The organism is Ruegeria sp. HKCCA6837, assembly GCF_013034475.1.
Taxonomy (GTDB): Bacteria; Pseudomonadota; Alphaproteobacteria; order Rhodobacterales; family Rhodobacteraceae; genus Ruegeria.
Map to the genome: position 1 here is coordinate 175614 of NZ_WQGD01000008.1, position 18750 is coordinate 194363.

At 54.4% G+C, this 18750-nt stretch carries 15 protein-coding genes; 11 read left to right on the forward strand and 4 right to left on the reverse strand.

The features are described 5' to 3' along the window. The first annotated feature begins 134 nt into the window (after positions 1-134). From GOV91_RS13215 to GOV91_RS13240, 6 genes are read left to right on the forward strand one after another with little or no spacing between them, the layout of a single operon-like run. A complete protein-coding gene (locus tag GOV91_RS13215) occupies positions 135-1094 on the forward strand; it encodes a cytochrome ubiquinol oxidase subunit II (RefSeq protein WP_171235864.1) in 960 nt (319 codons plus the stop codon). After that, positions 1091-3181, forward strand: a complete 2091-nt coding sequence (locus tag GOV91_RS13220; RefSeq protein WP_171235865.1) for a cbb3-type cytochrome c oxidase subunit I — start codon at positions 1091-1093, stop codon at positions 3179-3181. The genes GOV91_RS13215 and GOV91_RS13220 overlap by 4 nt, the downstream gene beginning before the upstream one ends. Further along, positions 3178-3810 (forward strand): cytochrome c oxidase subunit 3, encoded by a 633-nt coding sequence (locus GOV91_RS13225; RefSeq protein WP_171235866.1) that lies wholly within the window; start codon positions 3178-3180, stop codon positions 3808-3810. The genes GOV91_RS13220 and GOV91_RS13225 overlap by 4 nt, the downstream gene beginning before the upstream one ends. After that, positions 3803-4129, forward strand: coding sequence for a cytochrome o ubiquinol/quinol oxidase subunit IV (locus GOV91_RS13230; protein WP_254440668.1), 327 nt, complete (start codon positions 3803-3805; stop codon positions 4127-4129). The genes GOV91_RS13225 and GOV91_RS13230 overlap by 8 nt, the downstream gene beginning before the upstream one ends. A gap of 28 nt (positions 4130-4157) precedes the next feature. Continuing rightward, positions 4158-5141, forward strand: coding sequence for an HlyD family secretion protein (locus GOV91_RS13235; protein ID WP_171235867.1), 984 nt, complete (start codon positions 4158-4160; stop codon positions 5139-5141). After that, entirely contained in the window at positions 5138-6661 is a 1524-nt protein-coding gene (locus tag GOV91_RS13240; RefSeq protein ID WP_171235868.1) for a DHA2 family efflux MFS transporter permease subunit, read from the forward strand. The genes GOV91_RS13235 and GOV91_RS13240 overlap by 4 nt, the downstream gene beginning before the upstream one ends. Positions 6662-6753: 92 nt before the next feature. Here GOV91_RS13240 and GOV91_RS13245 read toward each other — a convergent pair whose 3' ends face one another. Genes GOV91_RS13245 through GOV91_RS13260 form a run of 4 tightly spaced genes read right to left on the reverse strand, consistent with a single transcriptional unit; the run spans position 6754 to position 10658 of the window. After that, a complete protein-coding gene (locus tag GOV91_RS13245) occupies positions 6754-7410 on the reverse strand; it encodes an ABC-type transport auxiliary lipoprotein family protein (protein ID WP_171235869.1) in 657 nt (218 codons plus the stop codon). Then, positions 7407-8723 carry an MlaD family protein gene (locus GOV91_RS13250; protein ID WP_171235870.1) on the reverse strand — a complete coding sequence of 439 codons (1317 nt, stop codon included), beginning with the start codon at positions 8721-8723 and terminating at the stop codon, positions 7407-7409. Before GOV91_RS13250 ends, GOV91_RS13245 begins: the two co-directional genes overlap by 4 nt. A gap of 5 nt (positions 8724-8728) precedes the next feature. Continuing rightward, positions 8729-9544 (reverse strand): ABC transporter ATP-binding protein, encoded by an 816-nt coding sequence (locus GOV91_RS13255; RefSeq protein ID WP_171235871.1) that lies wholly within the window; start codon positions 9542-9544, stop codon positions 8729-8731. 1 nt (position 9545) lies between these two features. Further along, on the reverse strand, positions 9546-10658 hold the full coding sequence (locus GOV91_RS13260; RefSeq protein ID WP_254440669.1) for an MlaE family lipid ABC transporter permease subunit: 1113 nt from the start codon (positions 10656-10658) through the stop codon (positions 9546-9548). 233 nt (positions 10659-10891) lie between these two features. Here GOV91_RS13260 and GOV91_RS13265 point away from each other — a divergent pair, with 233 nt between their 5' ends. From GOV91_RS13265 to GOV91_RS13285, 5 genes are all read left to right on the forward strand, one after another. Further along, on the forward strand, positions 10892-12424 hold the full coding sequence (locus GOV91_RS13265; RefSeq protein ID WP_171235873.1) for an alkaline phosphatase family protein: 1533 nt from the start codon (positions 10892-10894) through the stop codon (positions 12422-12424). Between the two features lie 222 nt (positions 12425-12646). Beyond that, complete coding sequence (gene aspT / locus GOV91_RS13270) at positions 12647-14332, forward strand: aspartate-alanine antiporter (protein ID WP_171235874.1); 1686 nt, start codon at positions 12647-12649, stop codon at positions 14330-14332. Positions 14333-14350: 18 nt separating this feature from the next. Next, positions 14351-15973, forward strand: coding sequence for a bifunctional aspartate transaminase/aspartate 4-decarboxylase (locus GOV91_RS13275; protein ID WP_171235875.1), 1623 nt, complete (start codon positions 14351-14353; stop codon positions 15971-15973). A 109-nt stretch (positions 15974-16082) separates the two neighbouring features. Further along, positions 16083-17948, forward strand: coding sequence for a PAS-domain containing protein (locus GOV91_RS13280; RefSeq protein WP_371732319.1), 1866 nt, complete (start codon positions 16083-16085; stop codon positions 17946-17948). Next, entirely contained in the window at positions 17948-18649 is a 702-nt protein-coding gene (locus GOV91_RS13285; protein ID WP_171235876.1) for a response regulator transcription factor, read from the forward strand. The genes GOV91_RS13280 and GOV91_RS13285 overlap by 1 nt, the downstream gene beginning before the upstream one ends. The last annotated feature ends 101 nt before the right edge of the window (positions 18650-18750 follow it).

The window sequence follows — 18750 nt, forward strand, 5'->3', positions numbered from 1 at the left end:
GATGCGGTTTTCCATTGATGCCCAAGGTTGAATGAAAGTCTTACCTGGCAATCTGCAGTATGGAAAGGTCTTGAGAAAACTTTCGCATTTGCTGATAGTTGGGTGGAATTTGGATCACGAGAGGGTTGTGTGTTATGGCCGCAGGCAGATTGTCCACCCTATCCTCGCTCGTGGTGGCTGCCGTGTTCATTTTGGCTGTAACTGCGCAAATGGCTGTTGCCAGCGACAGTTTTTTGGATCCGCAAGGTCCGATTGCAGCCATTCAGAAAACTCATCTGTTACGGGCGACCGCCCTGATCATGGTGGCGGTCATACCCGTCCTCGTTCTGGTCCCCTGGATCGCATTTCGATACCGGCGTCGAAGGGGTGGAACCGCTGCCTATAGGCCGGACTGGGATTTTTCAGCCAAACTGGAAATTATCATGTGGGGCGTGCCTGTTTTGATCGTAGCGCTCCTGTCTTTCTATCTTTGGAAGGCGACGCACCGGCTCGACCCGTATTCAGCAAGTTTTGGTGAGGAACCGGCCGTGCAGGTTCAGGTGGTTGGTCTGGATTGGAAGTGGTTGTTTCTCTATCCCGATCTGGGCATTGCCAGCGTCGGCGAGTTTGGAATCCCAACCAAACGACAGGTGGCCATGACATTAACCACCGATACTGTGATGCAGTCTTTCATGATCCCCGCTCTGGCCGGGCAGATTTACGCGATGCCGGGCATGACAACGCAATTGCATCTGGTCGCGGATACTCCAGAGGTCATGCAGGGCGAAAACACGCAGTATAACGGACGTGGGTTCACAAAACAGAAGTTCCGCACTGTTGCGATGGAGCAAGATGCCTTTGATAACTGGGTCGACAAAGTGCGCACCGGCGGCATCCCGCTGAATGCGGCCACCTATCAGACGCTTGCGATGCGAACTGACAGGGATGAGGTTCAAGCAGCTTTGGGGACAGCACAGATGCCTGATGATGCACTGTATTTCACGCTGGAAGAGGATGTGTTCCAAAGCATTCTGCACCGGTATCACACCGGCGAGGGCTTGCCTGCCGATCAACAACCGGGCACGGCATCCTTCGGGCAGGAGGCGCAAAAATGACTTCAACCGAAACTGGCTTTTTGGGCCGCCTCAGTTGGGATGCGCTTCCGATTGCCGGGTTGCTTCAAGACCCCAGTGCCAATGAGATCGTGGCAAATGCGGCTGCGGGAGTCGTGATTGTTGGCGCTATTGCCGTGGTGGGACTACTCAGCTGGTTTCGGCTGTGGACACCGCTGTGGCGCGATTGGTTGACCAGCGTCGATCACAAGAAGATAGGCATCATGTATGTCGTCTTTGCCATCGTAATGCTTGCGCGCGGCGTGTTGGAAGGCGTTGTCATGCGCGCGCAGCAAGCCGCAGGGCCGGGTGATGGATTTCTCGAGGCCGAACACTTTGCCGAGCTTTTCAGCACCCACGGCACGATCATGATTTTCTTTGTTGCCGTGCCCTTCGTCTTTGGTATCGCCAATTATGTTGTGCCGCTGATGATCGGGGCGCGAGATGTCGCGTTTCCCCGATTGAACCAGATCAGTTTGGGTCTGACTGTGTCCGCTGGCATGATGTTGATGGTCTCATTGGTGGTGGGGAGATTCTCAACGGGCGGCTGGACAGCTTACCCGCCATATACGGGCGCCGCGTTTAATCCGGGAGTGGGACCGGATTATTGGATATGGGCCATCGTTGTATCGGGTATTGGGACCACGCTCACAGGCATCAACTTTGCCGTAACGATCTACAAAATGCGCGCGCCGGGAATGACCTTCATGCGGCTGCCGATGTATTGCTGGACGATTATCTGCAGTTCGATCCTGATCGTTTTTGCGATGCCGCCCCTGGGTGTTGCCGCGCTGATGCTGGCCGCAGACCGCTATCTGGATTTCCACTTTTTCACCAACGACCTCGGCGGCAACATGATGAACTACGCCAACCTGTTCTGGCTGTTCGGTCACCCCGAGGTCTATCTGCTGGTTCTGCCTGCCTATGGTATCTATTCCGAGGTGTTCGCGACGTTCTCGGCCAAGCGGCTCTATGGCTACAACTCGCTTGTCATAGCGACGATGTCGATTGCGGTGCTGTCCTTCACGGTCTGGCTGCATCACTTTTTCACCATGGGTCAAAGCGCATTGATCAACGCCGTTTTTGGTATTGCAACCATGCTGATCGCTATTCCGACCGGTGTGAAAGTCTATGACTGGATGGCAACCTTGTGGCGAGGGCGGATCCGGTTTTCGGTGCCGATGCTGTATGGGCTGGCATTTCTGATGCTGTTTGTGATTGGTGGCCTTAGCGGAGTGATCCTGGCCAATCCAACGGTCGACTATCAGGTGCACAACACGCTGTTTCTGGTGGCGCATTTCCACAACGTGCTGTTGCCGGGTGTGCTGTTTGGTCTGTTGGCAGCTTATAACTATTGGTTCCCCAAGGCGTTCGGTTTCCGCCTGAACGAGTTCTGGGGCCGCGTTACAGTCGCTCTTTGGACCATAGGGTTTTTGTTGACCTTCATGCCGCTCTATTTCGTCGGGCTGATGGGGATGCCGCGCCGTTCCTTCAGTTACGACGATCCGTCCTTTCATCCTTTCATGATTGTCGCCATCGTTGGGGCGCTGGTGATTACGTGCGCTTTGATTTCGGTCCTCGTCCAATTGTGGGTCAGTGTCCGGGATCGCGAAAAGACCCGTGTCCCGGTGGGGGATCCATGGGATGGCCGTACATTGGAGTGGTCGATTCCATCGCCACCGCCGCCGTACAATTTTGCAATCATCCCACAGGTAAGGGATCGTGATGACTTCGCTGCCGCCAAAGAACGAGGCATCGCGTATCCAACGCCGGACGCATATGAAGATATCGAATTGCCGCGCAATACCGGTATCGGCTTTATCCTCTGTGTATTCAGCGGAGTCTGGATGTTTGCTTTGGTGTGGTGGATCTGGTGGTTGGCGGCCTTGATGACTGTGCTGATGATCCTGGCCGTGATCATCTGGACCTTTGACGACAGTACCGAATTCACCATCGCTGCTGAAGAAGTACGCAGAGATCATGAAGCCTGGTTGTCTCTAGTTCACAGTGAAAGGGCTGTGGATCGTGACTACGAAACCTCCCCAGAAAACCGCGGCCTCGCCCGCCCAGATCTGGAGGCAGTCACATGAAACGCGCGCCAACGCATAGTTATCCGGGCATCAACCTTGGGGAACGCCACGCGAGTGCCGACAAGGCGACAGAGGTTGTCACCTTTGGTTTCTGGGTCTTCCTGATGAGCGATCTGGTCTATTTCGGCCTGATGTTTGCAATCTATATCACAATGATTGATGCGCAGGCAGGTGGACCCGGTCCGCACGAACTGTTCGATCTGAAAAGTGTCTTTGCTCAAACCCTGATCCTGTTGACCAGCAGCCTGACTGTCGGTCTTGCCATGCTGGCCTTAAAGTACAACTTGCCGCGCGGGCGCATCATTCTTTGGTTTGGGGTTACGCTTTTGTTGGGACTCAGCTTTCTGGTTCTTGAACTGCGTGACTTCATGGCCATGGCGGAAAAAGGCGGTGTTCCACAACGCAGCGGCTTCCTATCGGCATTCTTCGGTCTGGTCCCGCTGCATGGTTTGCACGTTGCGGCGGGATGTCTGTGGCTGATCGTTCTGGGCATTCAATTGCGCGCGAAAGGAATGACAGACCTGATTATCTCACGCGTGGTGCGTCTGGCGTTGTTCTGGCACTTCCTTGACCTGATCTGGATCGGAATAATCACCATCGTTTATTTCGGAGGTCTGACCTATGGATAAGCGCTCTGAAATGCACCGTCGTGAGCGGCGACGTTATGTGATCGGATATGGCGGGTCGCTGTTGCTTTCACTGGCCATGTTTGGCGTGGCGCATCTATTCGGGATCGAAACCACTGGCGTGTATCTGACAATTGGATTGCTTGGTCTGGCACAGCTTGTTTTGCAGCTAGTTTATTTCCTGCATATCGACCGTCGTCGCAGCAGCCGGGAAGACCTGCACCTTGTGCTGTTTTCCACGATGGTTTTGTTGATTATGATTCTGGGTACGGTTTGGGTGTTGGGCAACCTGGCGATCCGAATGCATATGCATGTGATGTAATAGGCAGCGCACAACAAAGGTAAACGGCATGAGACCTCTCAAAACCATAGCCATTGCTGTTATGTTGGCAGTAATCGGTGTGGGTTTGCTGTTGTTTTGGCGGCACGAGGAACGGTACCCATCCACCCAGGATGCTTATATCGGCGCCAACATCATTTATGTGGCAGCCCAGGTGACCGGGCAAGTGGCGGAAGTCCAGATTTCCGATAACCAATCGGTTAAGAATGGCGATCTCCTGTTCACTATTGACGATACGCAGTTCAAAGCCTCCGTCGACGCGGCCAAAGCTGATCTGGACAGTGCCATTCAACAGGCCAAGTCGTACTCGACACAAATTACGGCCGCTGAAGCGTCCGTTCAAAGCGCCCAATCTGCTTATGACACTGCAAATAAGAGCCTAGAGCGCGCGAAAGCCCTGTTTGCTGCAGGTGATGTCGCGCAGGCCTCATTGGACCAGACGACATCAGAATTCGCGCAGGCCTCGGCACGGCTGACGACCAGCCAATCCAGCTTGTTGGCGCTGCAAAGCGGGTTGGAAGCAAAACAGGACGACATCCTGTCATCTCAGGCGCAGCTTGAGATCGCCGAAACAAACCTGGCTTGGACCAAGGTCTATGCGGTCGCAGATGGCTGGATCGCCAATCTGACGTTGCGCCCCGGATCTTCTGTCTCTGCCAACGCGCCTCAATTCTCGATTGTTGAGTCCTCGGATTGGTGGGTAGACGCCAATTTCAAGGAAACGTCGTTGCCTCGTATCCGGCCCGGGCAGCCTGTGACAGTTCACGTCGACATGCTGCCGGGGGTGAAGCTTACCGGCAAGGTGGCCTCAATCGGACGCGGTTCAGGAGACACATTCTCTTTGCTGCCGTCCGAGAATGCCAGTGGAAACTGGGTCAAGGTCACACGGCGTTTTCCGGTTCGTATCGCACTTGATCCGACCGATGCTCCGTTGCGGGTCGGCGGCAGCAGCAAAGTTGTCGTGGACACAACGGGCCCGGCGGACGGAAAATGACTTCGGCGGCGTCCGGCCCTGTCAACCGGGTGATCGTGGTTGCTGTTGTTCTCAGCGCCATATTGGAAGTGCTGGACAGCACGATTGTCAACGTTGCCTTGCCGCATATTCAGGCCGCGTTTGGGGCGACAACCGACCAAGCGACATGGATTCTGACCAGCTATATCGTATCGGCGGTTGTCATAATGCCACTGACTGGCTTTGTGGCCCGCCGTGTTGGTCGGCGACGTTTGATCCTGACAGCGGTGAGCGGCTTTGCAGTTATGTCGATGATGTGCGGCTTGTCTTGGAGCTTGGAAGTTATTGTTGCCTTTCGGCTGGCCCAGGGCATGTTTGGCGCTTTCCTGATCCCATTATCGCAATCGATCCTGTTCGACGCCTTCCCCAGAGAAGAGCGTGGGAAGGCGATGGCGGTTTTCGGCTTGGGGGTCGTAGTGGCACCCGTTCTTGGGCCGACGGTTGGTGCGATCCTGACCGAGTATTTCTCGTGGCGGATGGTGTTTTTCGTCAACTTGCCTGTGGCCGCCCTTGCCCTTCTGTTGCTGGCCGGGGAGTTGCCCGAAGACAAGACCGAGGATGTACAGATCGACTGGAAAGGTCTGGCCTTGTTAGCACTTGGCATCGGGTGTCTGCAATTTGTCCTGGATCAGGGCGAAACCATGGATTGGATGTCGTCTCGTGTCATTCAAGTGGCTGTGGTCGCGTCTATACTGGGCGCGATCGGGTTTATTGTTCACGCATTGACCGCGCATAACGCGGTCGTGGATCTGCGTTTGTTTGCGGACCGCAATTTTGCCCTGTGCAATCTGATCATCGCCGGATTTGCGGTCTCATTGTTTGGCGGTATTGCGGTCCTGCCAACGCTCGTACAAAACCTTCTGGATTTTCCCGTTATCGCTTCAGGCCACCTTTTTATTCCGCGCGGTTTGACGGCAGGGTTGTCGATGGTTCTGACCGGCGCCGTACTGGTTCATCGTTTCGATCCACGCCTATTGGCGGGCGCCGGATTGTTGCTAACTGCGATTGGGAACTTCATGATGGGTGCCATCAACCTCAATGCCGGGTTTTGGGAACTGGCGTGGCCCGGAGCTGTCAGTGGGTTAGGGATGGGTTTGGTCTTTGTGCCTATGTCTATTCTCGCGTTCGAAAGCATCAGCCAAAACCGGCAAGACGAAGCCTCTGGCTTGTTCAACGTCACTCGCCAGTTGGGCTCATCGGTTGGGATCTCTCTGGTTGGTACATGGATCGTACGTGGACTTCAGACCAACACGGCTGTCCTAAGCCAGAATGTGACGCCCTATAACCCTGCGGCGCAAGCTTACCTGAACCCGCTTGGCTTGACACTTGACAGTCAACAGGGCGCTGCGATCCTGGGTCAGGAAATCGCGAAGCAGGCAGAACTGATCTCTTACCTGACCGTTTTCAACAATCTTGGCCTGCTGGCCCTGGCGACAATTCCGCTATTGTTCTTCTGCCGTGCGCCAAAGCCGGGAACCCAGACGGCTGTCCACGTGCATTGATCCACGGAAGCTTCAATAAATACCTTTTCCCCGACTGTACCAGATCGGGAACAAGGTTTCCCCACGATTTCAAGTGAAGTGACAGTCACAGATCAGTTAGGGTTTGACCTCGGGTTATTCACCACATGTGTGTTGATCCTGCGAATGCTCCATTCGACCGCATCTCGCATCGCGCGGCCCAAGGCCTTGTCAAAGGCTTTGATCAGATCAGGTGTTTGTTCACTAGCGGCCACGACATTTTCCTGGAACGAGCTGGATGCAATAATCTTGTCTTCGTACTCGTCAATGACCTTAATATTCATACGCACTTCAATGCGGACCGATTTACTGTTCTCTGTTTCTTGGACCACAATGCCCTGAAATTCGCGCAGGTCAGGTGCAATCACATAGTCTGCGCGCAGGCCAACGGTAGATCGACCAACCGCCGCAACTTTTCCCGAATTCTCGTAGCTTTCCACCAACAGCGTTTGAACGATCAAAGGAGCACGATCTACCCAACGCGCGCGCGGGAGGTACTGCACCTGCAAGGGCGTCGGCTGAATAGCGATCTGATCTGTGTTCACTGCCGCAGTTGCTGTTGGTTCCTCGACAACGATCTGCTTTTGAATTCGGGGCAATGCGGACGAAAACGTGCTTTTGGGCGTCAATAAATAAAGGTCGTTGGGCTTGGCCGCCTGTTGCAACGTACCCAGGCCAGCGCAGCCGCCGATCAGGGCAAATGCCAGCAATGCGAGAACAGGCTTGATCATTGGCGGAACTCCGATGCTTGAGTGCCCAACAGAAATCGTGCGGGATCCCGTTCAATCTTATCCACCAGCCGATCGAGACTGATAACAAGTCGTTGGGATTCTTCGATGAAGCGGATAAATTGCGGAAGGCCGACGCGCAGGAAATCCGAAACTTGGCGACGATTGTTCTGAACGATGCCGTCGATGGTGCCCAGCAGTTCAGACGCAGAATTCGATGCGCTTAGAACGTCGTCCGAGATTTGATCGATCTTTTCGGTCACGTTCGAGACCGTCTCGGTCACTTGATTAGCCGCTTTGCGGATGTCAGCAGCCACAGGCGCGACTTCTTCTTCCATCACCCGATTGGCTGAGTTGAACGCCGTCTCTGCCGAAGACAGCGCCCCCTTCGCCGTGTCCATCGCCGACGTAATCGAACCCAATGTCGTATTGGCGTTCAGAACGGTTTCGTTGACAATTTCCAAGGTGACGCTGCCTTCGTCCGATAACAACGTCAAACGTTCAGCCAGTTGCGCGCCGCGTTCAATGAAAGGTCGAATGTCCTCTTGCAGGATCTGGTCCGCCGTTTGGATCGTTGTTTTTGCTTCGTCCAACGCGGCCTTGGCGGATTCTGACGCAGTTTTGACCGAGTTCAGTGTATCTGTCCCTGTCTCAAGCGTTGTTTGGGCTGTTTCGATCAATGGATCAAGACGCTTAGAGAAATCGCCAATGTCCTTGGCGGCACTGCCGATGTCGCTGGCGACAGCCTCAAAGCTTGTCAAAGTGTTGTCCAACCGTCCTGTGGCTGACGCAAGATTGTCTAGTATACCGCTCACGGCTTCCCTGTTCTTGTCGTCAACGACCTTGTTGAGGCTTTCCAAAAGTGTGACGGCCTCATCCAACACTTTGGGTGCGCCTTCAAACAGTGACTGGATTGTGCTGCGTTTGCTTTTGATCACGCTGTTTTGTGCCAGTCGTTGTGCGCTCGCCGACCCACCGGTCAACTCGACATAGCCAACCCCGGTCACACCTAGGGACTGCAACTGGGCAATCGTTTCCTCGGTGATTGGAATATCTGCATCCACTTCGATGCGAACTCTGACTTTCGAGGGGTCGTCTTCATCCAAATTCAACGAAATAACCTGGCCAACAGGAAGGCCGTTGAAGCTCACACCTCCCGCAGCGGAAAGCCCCGAGACATTGTCGAACAAGACGTCGTAATAAGCGTATTGGCGTGTGACCTCAAATTTCGCAAGCCAAAGGAAAAAACCAAACGCGCCCAGAAGCCCTGCAAGGGTAAACGCGCCGATCAGGATATAATTCGCTCGGGTTTCCATCGCCTCTACCTGTCCTGGCCCTTTTGTTGTGCTGCGCGGGCGCGGGGGCCTGTGAAGTATTCCTGCACCCAAGGATGATCGACCTTGGTCATGTCTTCTATCGGACCTTCGACCAGTACGCGCTGTTCTGCAAGCACAGCAATCCGGTCGCAGATGGCATAAAGGCTATCCAGATCATGGGTGACCATGAACACTGTCAACCCAAGAGCCTGCTGCAATTCGCCAATCAACTCATCATAAGCCGCCGCGCCAATAGGGTCCAATCCGGCGGTCGGTTCATCCAGAAACACGATTTCGGGGTCCAAGGCCAATGCCCGGGCCAGCGCCGCGCGCTTGCGCATACCGCCGGAAAGCTCGGACGGAAACTTGCCGCAGCTCAGCTGAGGCAACCCAACCAGGCTGATCTTCAGCGCGCCCAGCGACTCCATCAGCTTTTCGCTCAGACCCGTGTGCTCGCGCAGCGGGGCCATTACGTTTTGCAGGACGGTCAATGACGAAAACAGAGCGCCGTCCTGGAAGGCCACACCCCAATGGCGTTCGATGCTGCGCCGATCTTCCTCGGGGCCGTTCAAGACATCGACACCCAGAACTTCGATGCTGCCCGCCGCTGGCTTGTTCAGCCCTACAATTGTTCTGAGCAATACCGATTTACCAGTGCCGGACCCGCCGACAATTCCCAGAACTTCGCCGCGCCAGACATCGAGGTCCAAATTATCATGCACCACCTGCGATCCGAACTGGTTTCTAAGGCCGCGCACACGGATCACAGCGTCACGTTGTGACGCCGCTGAACTCGTTGCCTCTTGTATTCTGCTGTTCATGTCAGATTCCGATCTCTGAGAAGAAAATCGAAAACAGGGCGTCAATTACTATGACCATGAAGATGGATTGCACAACTGAAGCGGTTGTACGCTGACCCACACTTTGTGCAGATCCTCTGACCTGCATGGCCTGCCAGCAGGAGATTACACCGATAACCAACGCAAAAAAGGGCGCTTTGATCAGACCAACGGCCAGTTGCCAGACATCCGTATTCTCCTTCAATCGCGTCAGAAACATGCCGGGGCTTACGCCCAGATCAATCCAGCTCATCAAGGCGCCACCGAATAAACCCGCTATGTCCGCGATAAACCCCAGAATGGGCAACATAATCAAAAGGGCGAGGACACGGGGAATAACCAACACCTCAATCGGATCCAGCCCCAAGGTTCGCATGGCATCAATCTCTTCCTGCACTTTCATCGAACCGATCGAGGCTGTGAACGCCGAGCCTGAGCGACCCGCAACAATGATCGCTGTCAACAAAATCCCAAGCTCTCGTAAGACCGAGATTGAGATCAACTCCACTACAAATATCTCTGCGCCAAACTGCTTGAGCTGCGTCGCGCCTTGAAAAGCCAAAACAACACCGATCAGAAACCCCATCAGAGCCACGATGGGAAGGGCTTTGACACCGGTTTCTTCCATATGCGTGACGAGGGCCGCCTTACGCAGCCGCCATGGCATGACCATGGTGCGGAACAGCCGGTGTAGCGTAAGTCCCAAAAATTCAAGGATTGAAAGCGTGTCCTTCCAAGCCCCGAAAGTGCCGCGACCCACATCTGCCACCCAATCCATAAAACTGCGGGGATCTTCGAGCTTGCCGGGTTTGCCCGGGATCGAGCGGGTTACGGTATCAATAAGCGTCGCATGTGCAGGCTTTGCCCCCAGAATTTCCACTGCCCCACCGTTCGAGGTGAAACGCTTACCAAGGTCCGCGATCAACCATGCACCACCGGTGTCGAGGGCCTCGATCTGGGACAAATCAAAAACGACCTTATCAGCCGAGGGTTGTATAGCTGCAAAATCATGCTCCACTGATGCCAAAGATTGCGTGAGCAATTCACCCGAAATACGGACATGAGTGCCTTCGGTGTCGCGCTCGGATGAGATCATTGGCTTCGTCATAAAGCCATGTGAAGTAAAACGCTCTGAGCCTGCAAGTCTTTGTTCTGAAAGATCGGGTTTTTGGGGTGCAGGATGGCCCTCGCGTCACGCCTTGTTTGGTACGGCCAGGTTTTCGGGCTCGGGTATACAAGAAAGTGTTGGCTACTTATTTAATCAGTTGCTTGAGCCCAGGATGCGAGACACAGTCCGCGTGGGAGTCGAGGTTGAAGCGGAGTGTTCAGATGTCTCAGGCCAAAAACGTCTTGTTCATCATCATTGATCAACTTCGGGCTGATTGCCTGAGCGGCGCTTTGGCAGATTATGTGGATCTTCCGAATTTGCGGACATTCATGCAAGAGGCTGTGACCTTTACGCGGCATTACTCGGTCACCAACCCCTGTGGGCCTTCGCGGGCTTCGCTTTTGACCGGGCAATATTCGATGAACCACCGTTCGGTGCGAAATGGAACGCCACTGCGTCACGATACCCCCAATATCGCCACGGAAATGCGCAAAGCGGGATACATGCCGTTGCTGTTCGGCTATACGGATACATCTGCCGATCCGCGTGTCCATGACGCCAATGATCCGGTTCTCAAATCATATGAGCAGTCCATGACCGGGTTTCTTGAGGTGGTCGAAATGCGCCTTGAAGAGTCATATCCCTGGCAAGCACATCTGATGAAAAAGGGATATAAGTTCGATCAGTACTGGGATGTTTACAAACCCACCTCGAAAGACGGTCAGACCCCCAAATTGAACGACCCGGCGCTCTATAGGGCCGAAGACAGTGACACGGCGTTTCTGACGGATGCGTTTCTTGAAGGCATCGCGCCTCATTGTGGCGAGGGTTGGTTTGCTCATTTGACCTATATCCGCCCACATCCGCCTCTGGTCGCACCCGCGCCGTACAACGACATGTACAATCCGGCAGAAATCCCTCTGCCACAACGGTTGCACAGCAAGGAAGCCGAGAAGGACCTGCACCCGTTCTTTGGGCCAACGCAGAATTCCTATACAGCCAAAGACTTTGTGCACGGCTTTGATGAAGTCGAGCCGACGGACGAGAACATTCGCGCTCTGCGCGCTGTCTATCTTGGTCTGGCAACAGAGGTCGATCACCATATCGGTCGTGTGGTGAAATACCTCAAGGACAGCGGGCAATTTCACGACACGATGCTTGTGATCACAGCTGATCATGGCGAAATGCTGGGGGATCGCCACAGCTGGGGTAAGATGACCGTCTATGACGCAGCCTATCATACCCCTTTGATGATCCGTTTGCCCGGGAACAATGATCAGGCGGGTGCACGAGTCAGTGTTCCAACTGAATCGGTCGATGTCGCGCCAACGATCATGGACTGGATTGGGCAACCGGCTCCGAACGCGATGGATGGTCGATCCTTGATGCCGCTGTTGCGCGGTGAAGTTCCAGAGGACTGGCGCAGCTATTCGTTCAGCGAGCTGGATTTCTCGGAACCTGAAAACCCGACTTTGTGGCAACAGCAACTTGAAACGGGCAACAGCGACTCGTGCCTGGGAATTCTGCGAGACGAGCGATTTACTCTGATCGAGTTTGCCGCCGACCTGCCGCCGATCCTGTTTGACCGTCAGAGCAAAGGCGAATTTGAGAATGTGGCGGACAAGCCTGAACTGGCGCCGGATTTGGCCCGATTAAGCCGTCAGATGCTGCGGCACCGGATGAAGAACATGGACCATACACTTTCGCTGCATTCGATTACATCTGAAGGTGCAAAATCCCGTTCTCGATACTGATCGCCCTGTGTGTGGCTTAGAACTTTCCCTGAAAAATTGTAGACAAATTCATATCTTACGATATCGTCCTTGTGAAATACGCATCGTTTTACGCTCTGACGGCTAGCGGTAATTGTGCTGCGATTTTTTCGGTTCTGAATTATTTGTCCAGATCGGCTTGTCAGCGATTTCAAAGTTCCAAACACACCTTTGTGCACACAAGGGGTTCCGGGGAGGACAGCAATGGGCGATTGGTTTGTGAATGTGCTGCGCAGCTATCCCGAACTGGCGGTTTTTCTGTCGATAGGGATAGGGTTCTGGATCGGGCCCAAGAAATTTTTTGGTTTCAGCCTCGGGACCGTTACAGCAACTTTACTTGCGGCTGTGATCATCGGGCAAACGCATATTCAAATCGACTCGGCGGTCAAATCGACCTTTTTCATCATGTTCATCTTCGCAGTTGGATACGGTGTCGGCCCACAGTTTATCCGCGGTCTCAAGGCAGACGGCGCACGAGAGGTGTTGTTCGCACTCAGTGTTTTGGCTTTGTGCCTGATTGTGCCAGTCTTATCTGCCAAAGTCGCAGGACTGGAACTGGGCTTCGCGGCTGGCTTGTATGCAGGATCACAGACCATTTCTGCCGCGATTGGTGTAGCAACCGACCAGATCAGTCAACTGGGTCTGTCGTCAGAACAGGCGCAGACCTATGCCAATCAGATACCGATTGCCTACGCAGTCACATATATTTACGGCACGATCGGGTCGGCCATCATTCTGGCCAAACTCGGGCCACGTCTGATCGGTGTGAATCTGGTTGTCGCTTGCAAAGAATATGAGGCCAAGCTTGGTGGTAGCGCTTCCGTTGAGACTGGCGAAGGTATCGTTTCGGCCTATCGCATGATCGAAGCTCGGGCGTTCGAAATCCCCGATGACAGCGATTTGCTGGGCCAGCCGGTGAAGGATTTGATGCCTGGTGTGCGTATTTATGCCGAACGGATCAAGCGCGGTGACGCTGTGATCGAGGTTGAAGACAGCACGGTACTTCAGGCGGGCGACCTCGTCATGTTCTCTGGGCGACGCGCGGATTTGGTTGGCCTTTTGGAAGGGCACCTGAAAGAGGCTGATGCCCCTGAATTGCTGAACACGCCGACCGAGAAGCTGGATGTGCTGATCACCAGCAAAGAGGTTCACGGGAAAACTCTGGAAGAACTAAGCAAGCTTTCGCTGGCGCGCGGTGTCTATGTTTCGAAACTAATGCGAAACATGGTCGAACTGCCACTTTTGCCGGGAACTGTTGTGCATCGCGGCGATATCTTGACGGTTCTTGGATCAAAGCGTCATGTAGAGGCCGCCATTGCCCGGGTTGGGTATGCCGACCGCCCGGTCGAGACAACAGACTTGGCTTTTGTCGGCTGGGGAATATTCATTGGTGGTCTGGTCGGAACACTGGCAATTACCATGGGTGGTTTCCCAATTAGCCTATCCACAACAGGCGGGGCCCTTTTGGCCGGCTTATTACTGGGCTGGTTGCGAACTGTGCATCCGACATTCGGGCGTATTCCCGGCCCGTCTTTGTGGTTGATGAACACCCTTGGCCTAAACGTTTTCATAGCTGTGATTGGCATAAGCGCCGGTCCCGGTTTTGTGGCGGGCCTGCAACAGGCCGGCGTTGCGCTGCTGCTTTGGGGAATAGTCGCCACCTCTCTGCCGATGATCTTCTCGGTTTACGTTGGCCACTATGTGTTCAAGTTTCACCCGGCCATTCTGTTTGGCGCCTGCGCTGGCGCGAGAACAACAACCGCTGCGCTTGGGATGATCCAGGAGGCCGCGCAAAGTCGAATACCCGCGCTGGGGTATGGGATGCCCTATGCGATTGGGAACACTTTGTTGACGATCTTTGGCATGGTTGTTGTTTTGATCCTTAGTTGATTTGGAAAGGTATGTGTTATGGACCGTCTGAAACTGCACGATTACGAAGCGCTCAGCCCTTTTCAGATCAAAGATGAGCTGATCAAACTAGCCTCGGATGAGGCCAGAAAATCCAACAGCGCGTTTCTGAATGCGGGACGAGGAAATCCCAACTGGATCGCAACCCGTCCGCGTGAAGCGTTCTTTGCACTCGGTCAGTTTGCCGTCACCGAAGCCAAACGCGTCATGGATCATCCGGCGGGTCTGGGTGGCATGCCAGCCGTCAAGGGATGCCATGACAGGCTTCTGAAATGGGCTGAGGTCAATGCGGACATGCCCGGCACGGACACTTTGCTTACCGTTGTCAAACACGCCATTTTTGCGTTTGATTTCAATGCAGATGCGTTTGTTCACGAACTGACGGACTCGATTATTGGCGACAATTACCCGGTGCCGGACCGTATTCTGCATCACAATCAGATCATAGCGCACGAATACTTGATGTGGGCCATGTGTTCTGGTCGACAGCCGGATGCGCGATTTGATCTGTTTGCAGTCGAGGGCGGCACGGCGGCGATGTGTTACATCTTCAAGTCGCTCAAAGCCAACCGATTACTGAACCCAGGTGATACGATTGCGTTGTGTACTCCGATCTTCACGCCGTATCTCGAGATGCCTGAACTTGAGGATTACAGCCTCGAATCCGTGCATGTGGAAACGGACGAAGAAGACGCGTTCCAGCTGACCGATGCAGCGGTCGAGACGTTGAAAGACCCCAAAGTAAAAGCCTTCTTTCTGGTCAATCCGGGCAATCCTTCGTCAGTTGCGCTGAACAAGGCATCTTTGGAGAAGCTGGCAGATGTGGTCGAGAACCATCGCCCCGATCTCATCGTTCTGACAGATGATGTCTATGGAACCTTCGTGCATGATTTCACATCGGTCATGGGGTACATGCCGCGCAACACGATCGGCGTGTATTCGTATTCGAAGTATTTCGGCTGCACCGGCTGGCGTTTGGGTGTCATCGCAGTGGCGCAGGACAATATCTTTGACCTCAAACTGGCTGAGCACAGTGAACAGATCAAACTGGCGCTGGACAAACGCTATGGCACGCTTAGCCTGACTCCGCGTGAGATCAGGTTCATTGATCGTCTGGTAGCAGACAGCCGGGATGTTGCTCTGAACCACACCGCTGGTCTTTCCTTGCCGCAACAGGTCATGATGACCCTGTTTTCACTTGTTGAACTTGTAGACACCAAGAAAGACTATCAGACCGCCTGCATGGAGCTTGTACATCGACGGTTCAAGCTGTTGACCGAAGCAATGGGGATCGAGGTTGATACAGGCGAAAACTACGATGCCTACTACGGGATTATCGATTTCGAATATTGGTTGCGCAAATATGTCGGCGATGACGTTGTTGCATGGATCAAGAAAAACGTGCACCCGCTGGACATTGCGTTCAAACTGGCCGAGGACCACGGAATTGTTTTGTTGAACGGCAGCGGATTCGATGCGCCGGGTTGGTCTGCGCGCGTGTCTTTTGCCAACCTGCCGGACGAAGCCTACGCTCAGATCGGTCGCGCGGTACGGTCCGTCGCCAGAGGTTATGTCGAGGCATATCGTGCCGCTAACAATATGCCACTGCATGGTGAATCTTAACTTTGGATTCCCCCAAGAATGAAACTCACTATCCGTACCTGTGATCAGGTGTTACGCAGGGGATGTGGAAAATACAAACTTGGACATATCGGAAAAGCGCATCAAAGCGATGACCACGGCGGGGCTGAACCTGATCGGTCAGGCTCTTTCCATTTATGACAGCAAGCTACAACTGGTCCTCAGCAATCGCCGGTTTCAGGAAATGTTCGATTTACCGGACGAGTTGGTTCAACCCGGGGCTCCGTTTCGGGATACAATTCATTTCCTCGCCAGCCGTGGAGAATATGGACATGACGAGAGTGTCGAGGACATGGTCAATCTGCGGGTCAAGCAGGCCCTGGCGTTTGAACCGCACTACATGGAGCGGGTGCGGCCCAACGGGCAGGTTGTCTCAATCGAGGGCGCTCCGTTGCCTCAAGGGGGATGGGTTGCAGTTTATACTGACATCACGGGCACGCGGCGCGCCGAAAACCTGTTGCGGGCGCGATCAGAGGAGCTGTCGGAACAGTTGCTGGGGCACGCTGAAGAGCTGTCAGCGACCAACCGCAAGCTTGCAGCCACGATCGCGGCCTTAGAAGAAGCGAAACGGGAACTGACCGAAATTGAAGCCCGCACGCGTCTTGTGACCGAAATGATGCCTGCGCATATCGCGCATTTGGACAGTGACGGGCTTTATGACTACTCCAACCGACGTCTGAGTGCGGTCATGCCGGGGCGTCCGTCCGATATTCTTGGCCTGCATATCTCCGAGGCGCTGGGTGAGGTCGCTTTTGAGCGCGTGGAAAGCCATTTGCAAAAGGCTTATGATGGCGCGCCTTCAGTTTTTGAGTTTACCGAAGATCAGGATGCTCGTCGCATCCGAGTTTCGTTCACGCCGGATGGGGCAGGGGGTGTCTATGTGATGTCCGTGGACATTACCGAAGAAACGCAGGCACGGGTCGCCTTGCAGCAGACTCGTCGCCGGGCGATGGCAGCCCAGATGACCAGCGGCCTGGCGCATGACTTTTCCAACTTGCTAACGATTATCCTTGGGATGCAGTCCAGATTGGACAAGATGGACCTGCCGGATGAAGCGCAAGAACTGGTTGCAGCCACTCAACAAACAGCGCGTCGGGGTGGGCAGTTGCTGAATCGTATCGCAGATATGACTGGCAACCGTACGCCCCAGCCGCAGGCCACAGACATGCGCGGTTTGTTGGAAGATCTGCGTATTCTGGCCACCCCATCCCTACCGCGTGGCATGGGGCTTTCTGTTGTGAACACTCTTCCCGATCAGGCACTAGTGTTGGATCCAGGGATGGTCCAGGACGCGTTGCTGAACCTTGTCCTGAACGCGCGAGATGCGTGCGGAAGCACGGGTCAGATCACCATCAGCGCACATGCGATTGGCAAGATATGGGTCGAAATCACAGTGTCCGACACCGGCCCAGGATTTTCGTCCGAGGCGCTGGAGAAGGCATTGAACCCCTTTTTCACGACTAAAGGCAGTGACGGGTCTGGTTTGGGCTTGCCGATGGTTTATGACACGGTGAAACTTGCCGGTGGTGATCTGAACCTCAGAAACACTCCATCCGGCGCATCGGTCGTGTTGCGATTGCCATATCGTTCTGCTCCACCCTCTCAGGATGGCCTTGTGTTGTTGGTGGAAGACAGCGACGAGTTGCGAGGTCAGTTCCGAGACATGCTGGTTGAGCTTGGTTTTTCAGTCATAGAAGCCAATTCGGTGGATGAAGCCCTAACGCTGCTTTCGAATGTAGAGGATATCGCGATGGTGTTGTCCGACATCCGCTTGGAGGGAGGGGGCTCGGGCCTGGATCTTCTGCGGCAAATAGGCTCTGGAGTGCCGTGCATCCTTATGACCTCTCTACCGAATTCTGATCCGCTGTACCAACAGGCGCTTGCGTTGGCGCCGGTGTTGCGTAAACCGTTTTCACAGGCTCAATTGTCCGCACTGATTCAAGCTAAGGCCGCCTGATGACCCAACCTTTGGTGACCATTCTCGATGACGAACCCGAGATACGACGTATCCTGACCGACGTCTTGGAGGATGCCGGGTTCCGAACACAGAGTTTCTCGCGCGCCCGAGAGTTCGAGGCGGCACTGAACCGCGTGACGCCGGATGTCTGTCTTGTGGATCTTTCCCTGCCGGATACCGATGGGTTAGCGCTGGTTCATCGTCTTGCTTTGGAACAGGGTGCTGCGGTGATCATCATATCTGGTCGGGCACAGGTGCAGGATCGCGTGACTGGGCTGGAACTTGGGGCTGATGACTACATAACCAAACCGTTCGATCCGGCGGAAGTGGTGGCCAGGATACGGGCCAGGTTGCGTAACCCACGCAGTCAGACGTCGCATTCGGACACCGCTATTTTCAACGGCTGGATTGCACATTTTGACCGCTATGTTCTTGAGGATGGCGCCGGTGCCGAAACGCCTTTCAGCCATGCAGAAGGAGAGGTTCTGAGGCTATTCCTCGAAAGCCCCAAGCGTCTTATCAGCAGAGCGCAAATGCAAGAATCGTTGGGCGGTGCAGCAGGAGACAGTTTTGACCGGGCCATGGACGTGCGAATTTCCAGGCTTCGTACCAAACTTGGCGAAGACCCAAAGAATCCTCGCCTTATAAAAACGATTTATGGCGCTGGTTACATCTTTCTGGGCGATGTGAGTTGGAAATAAACGCTGCCCTGGCCTGCTAACACCTCGACGCTCAACCAAAACTTATTGTCTAGCCCCCGTGTTCTGGGCCATTTCGGACTAGAGTTTCGGGGACTGGTGGG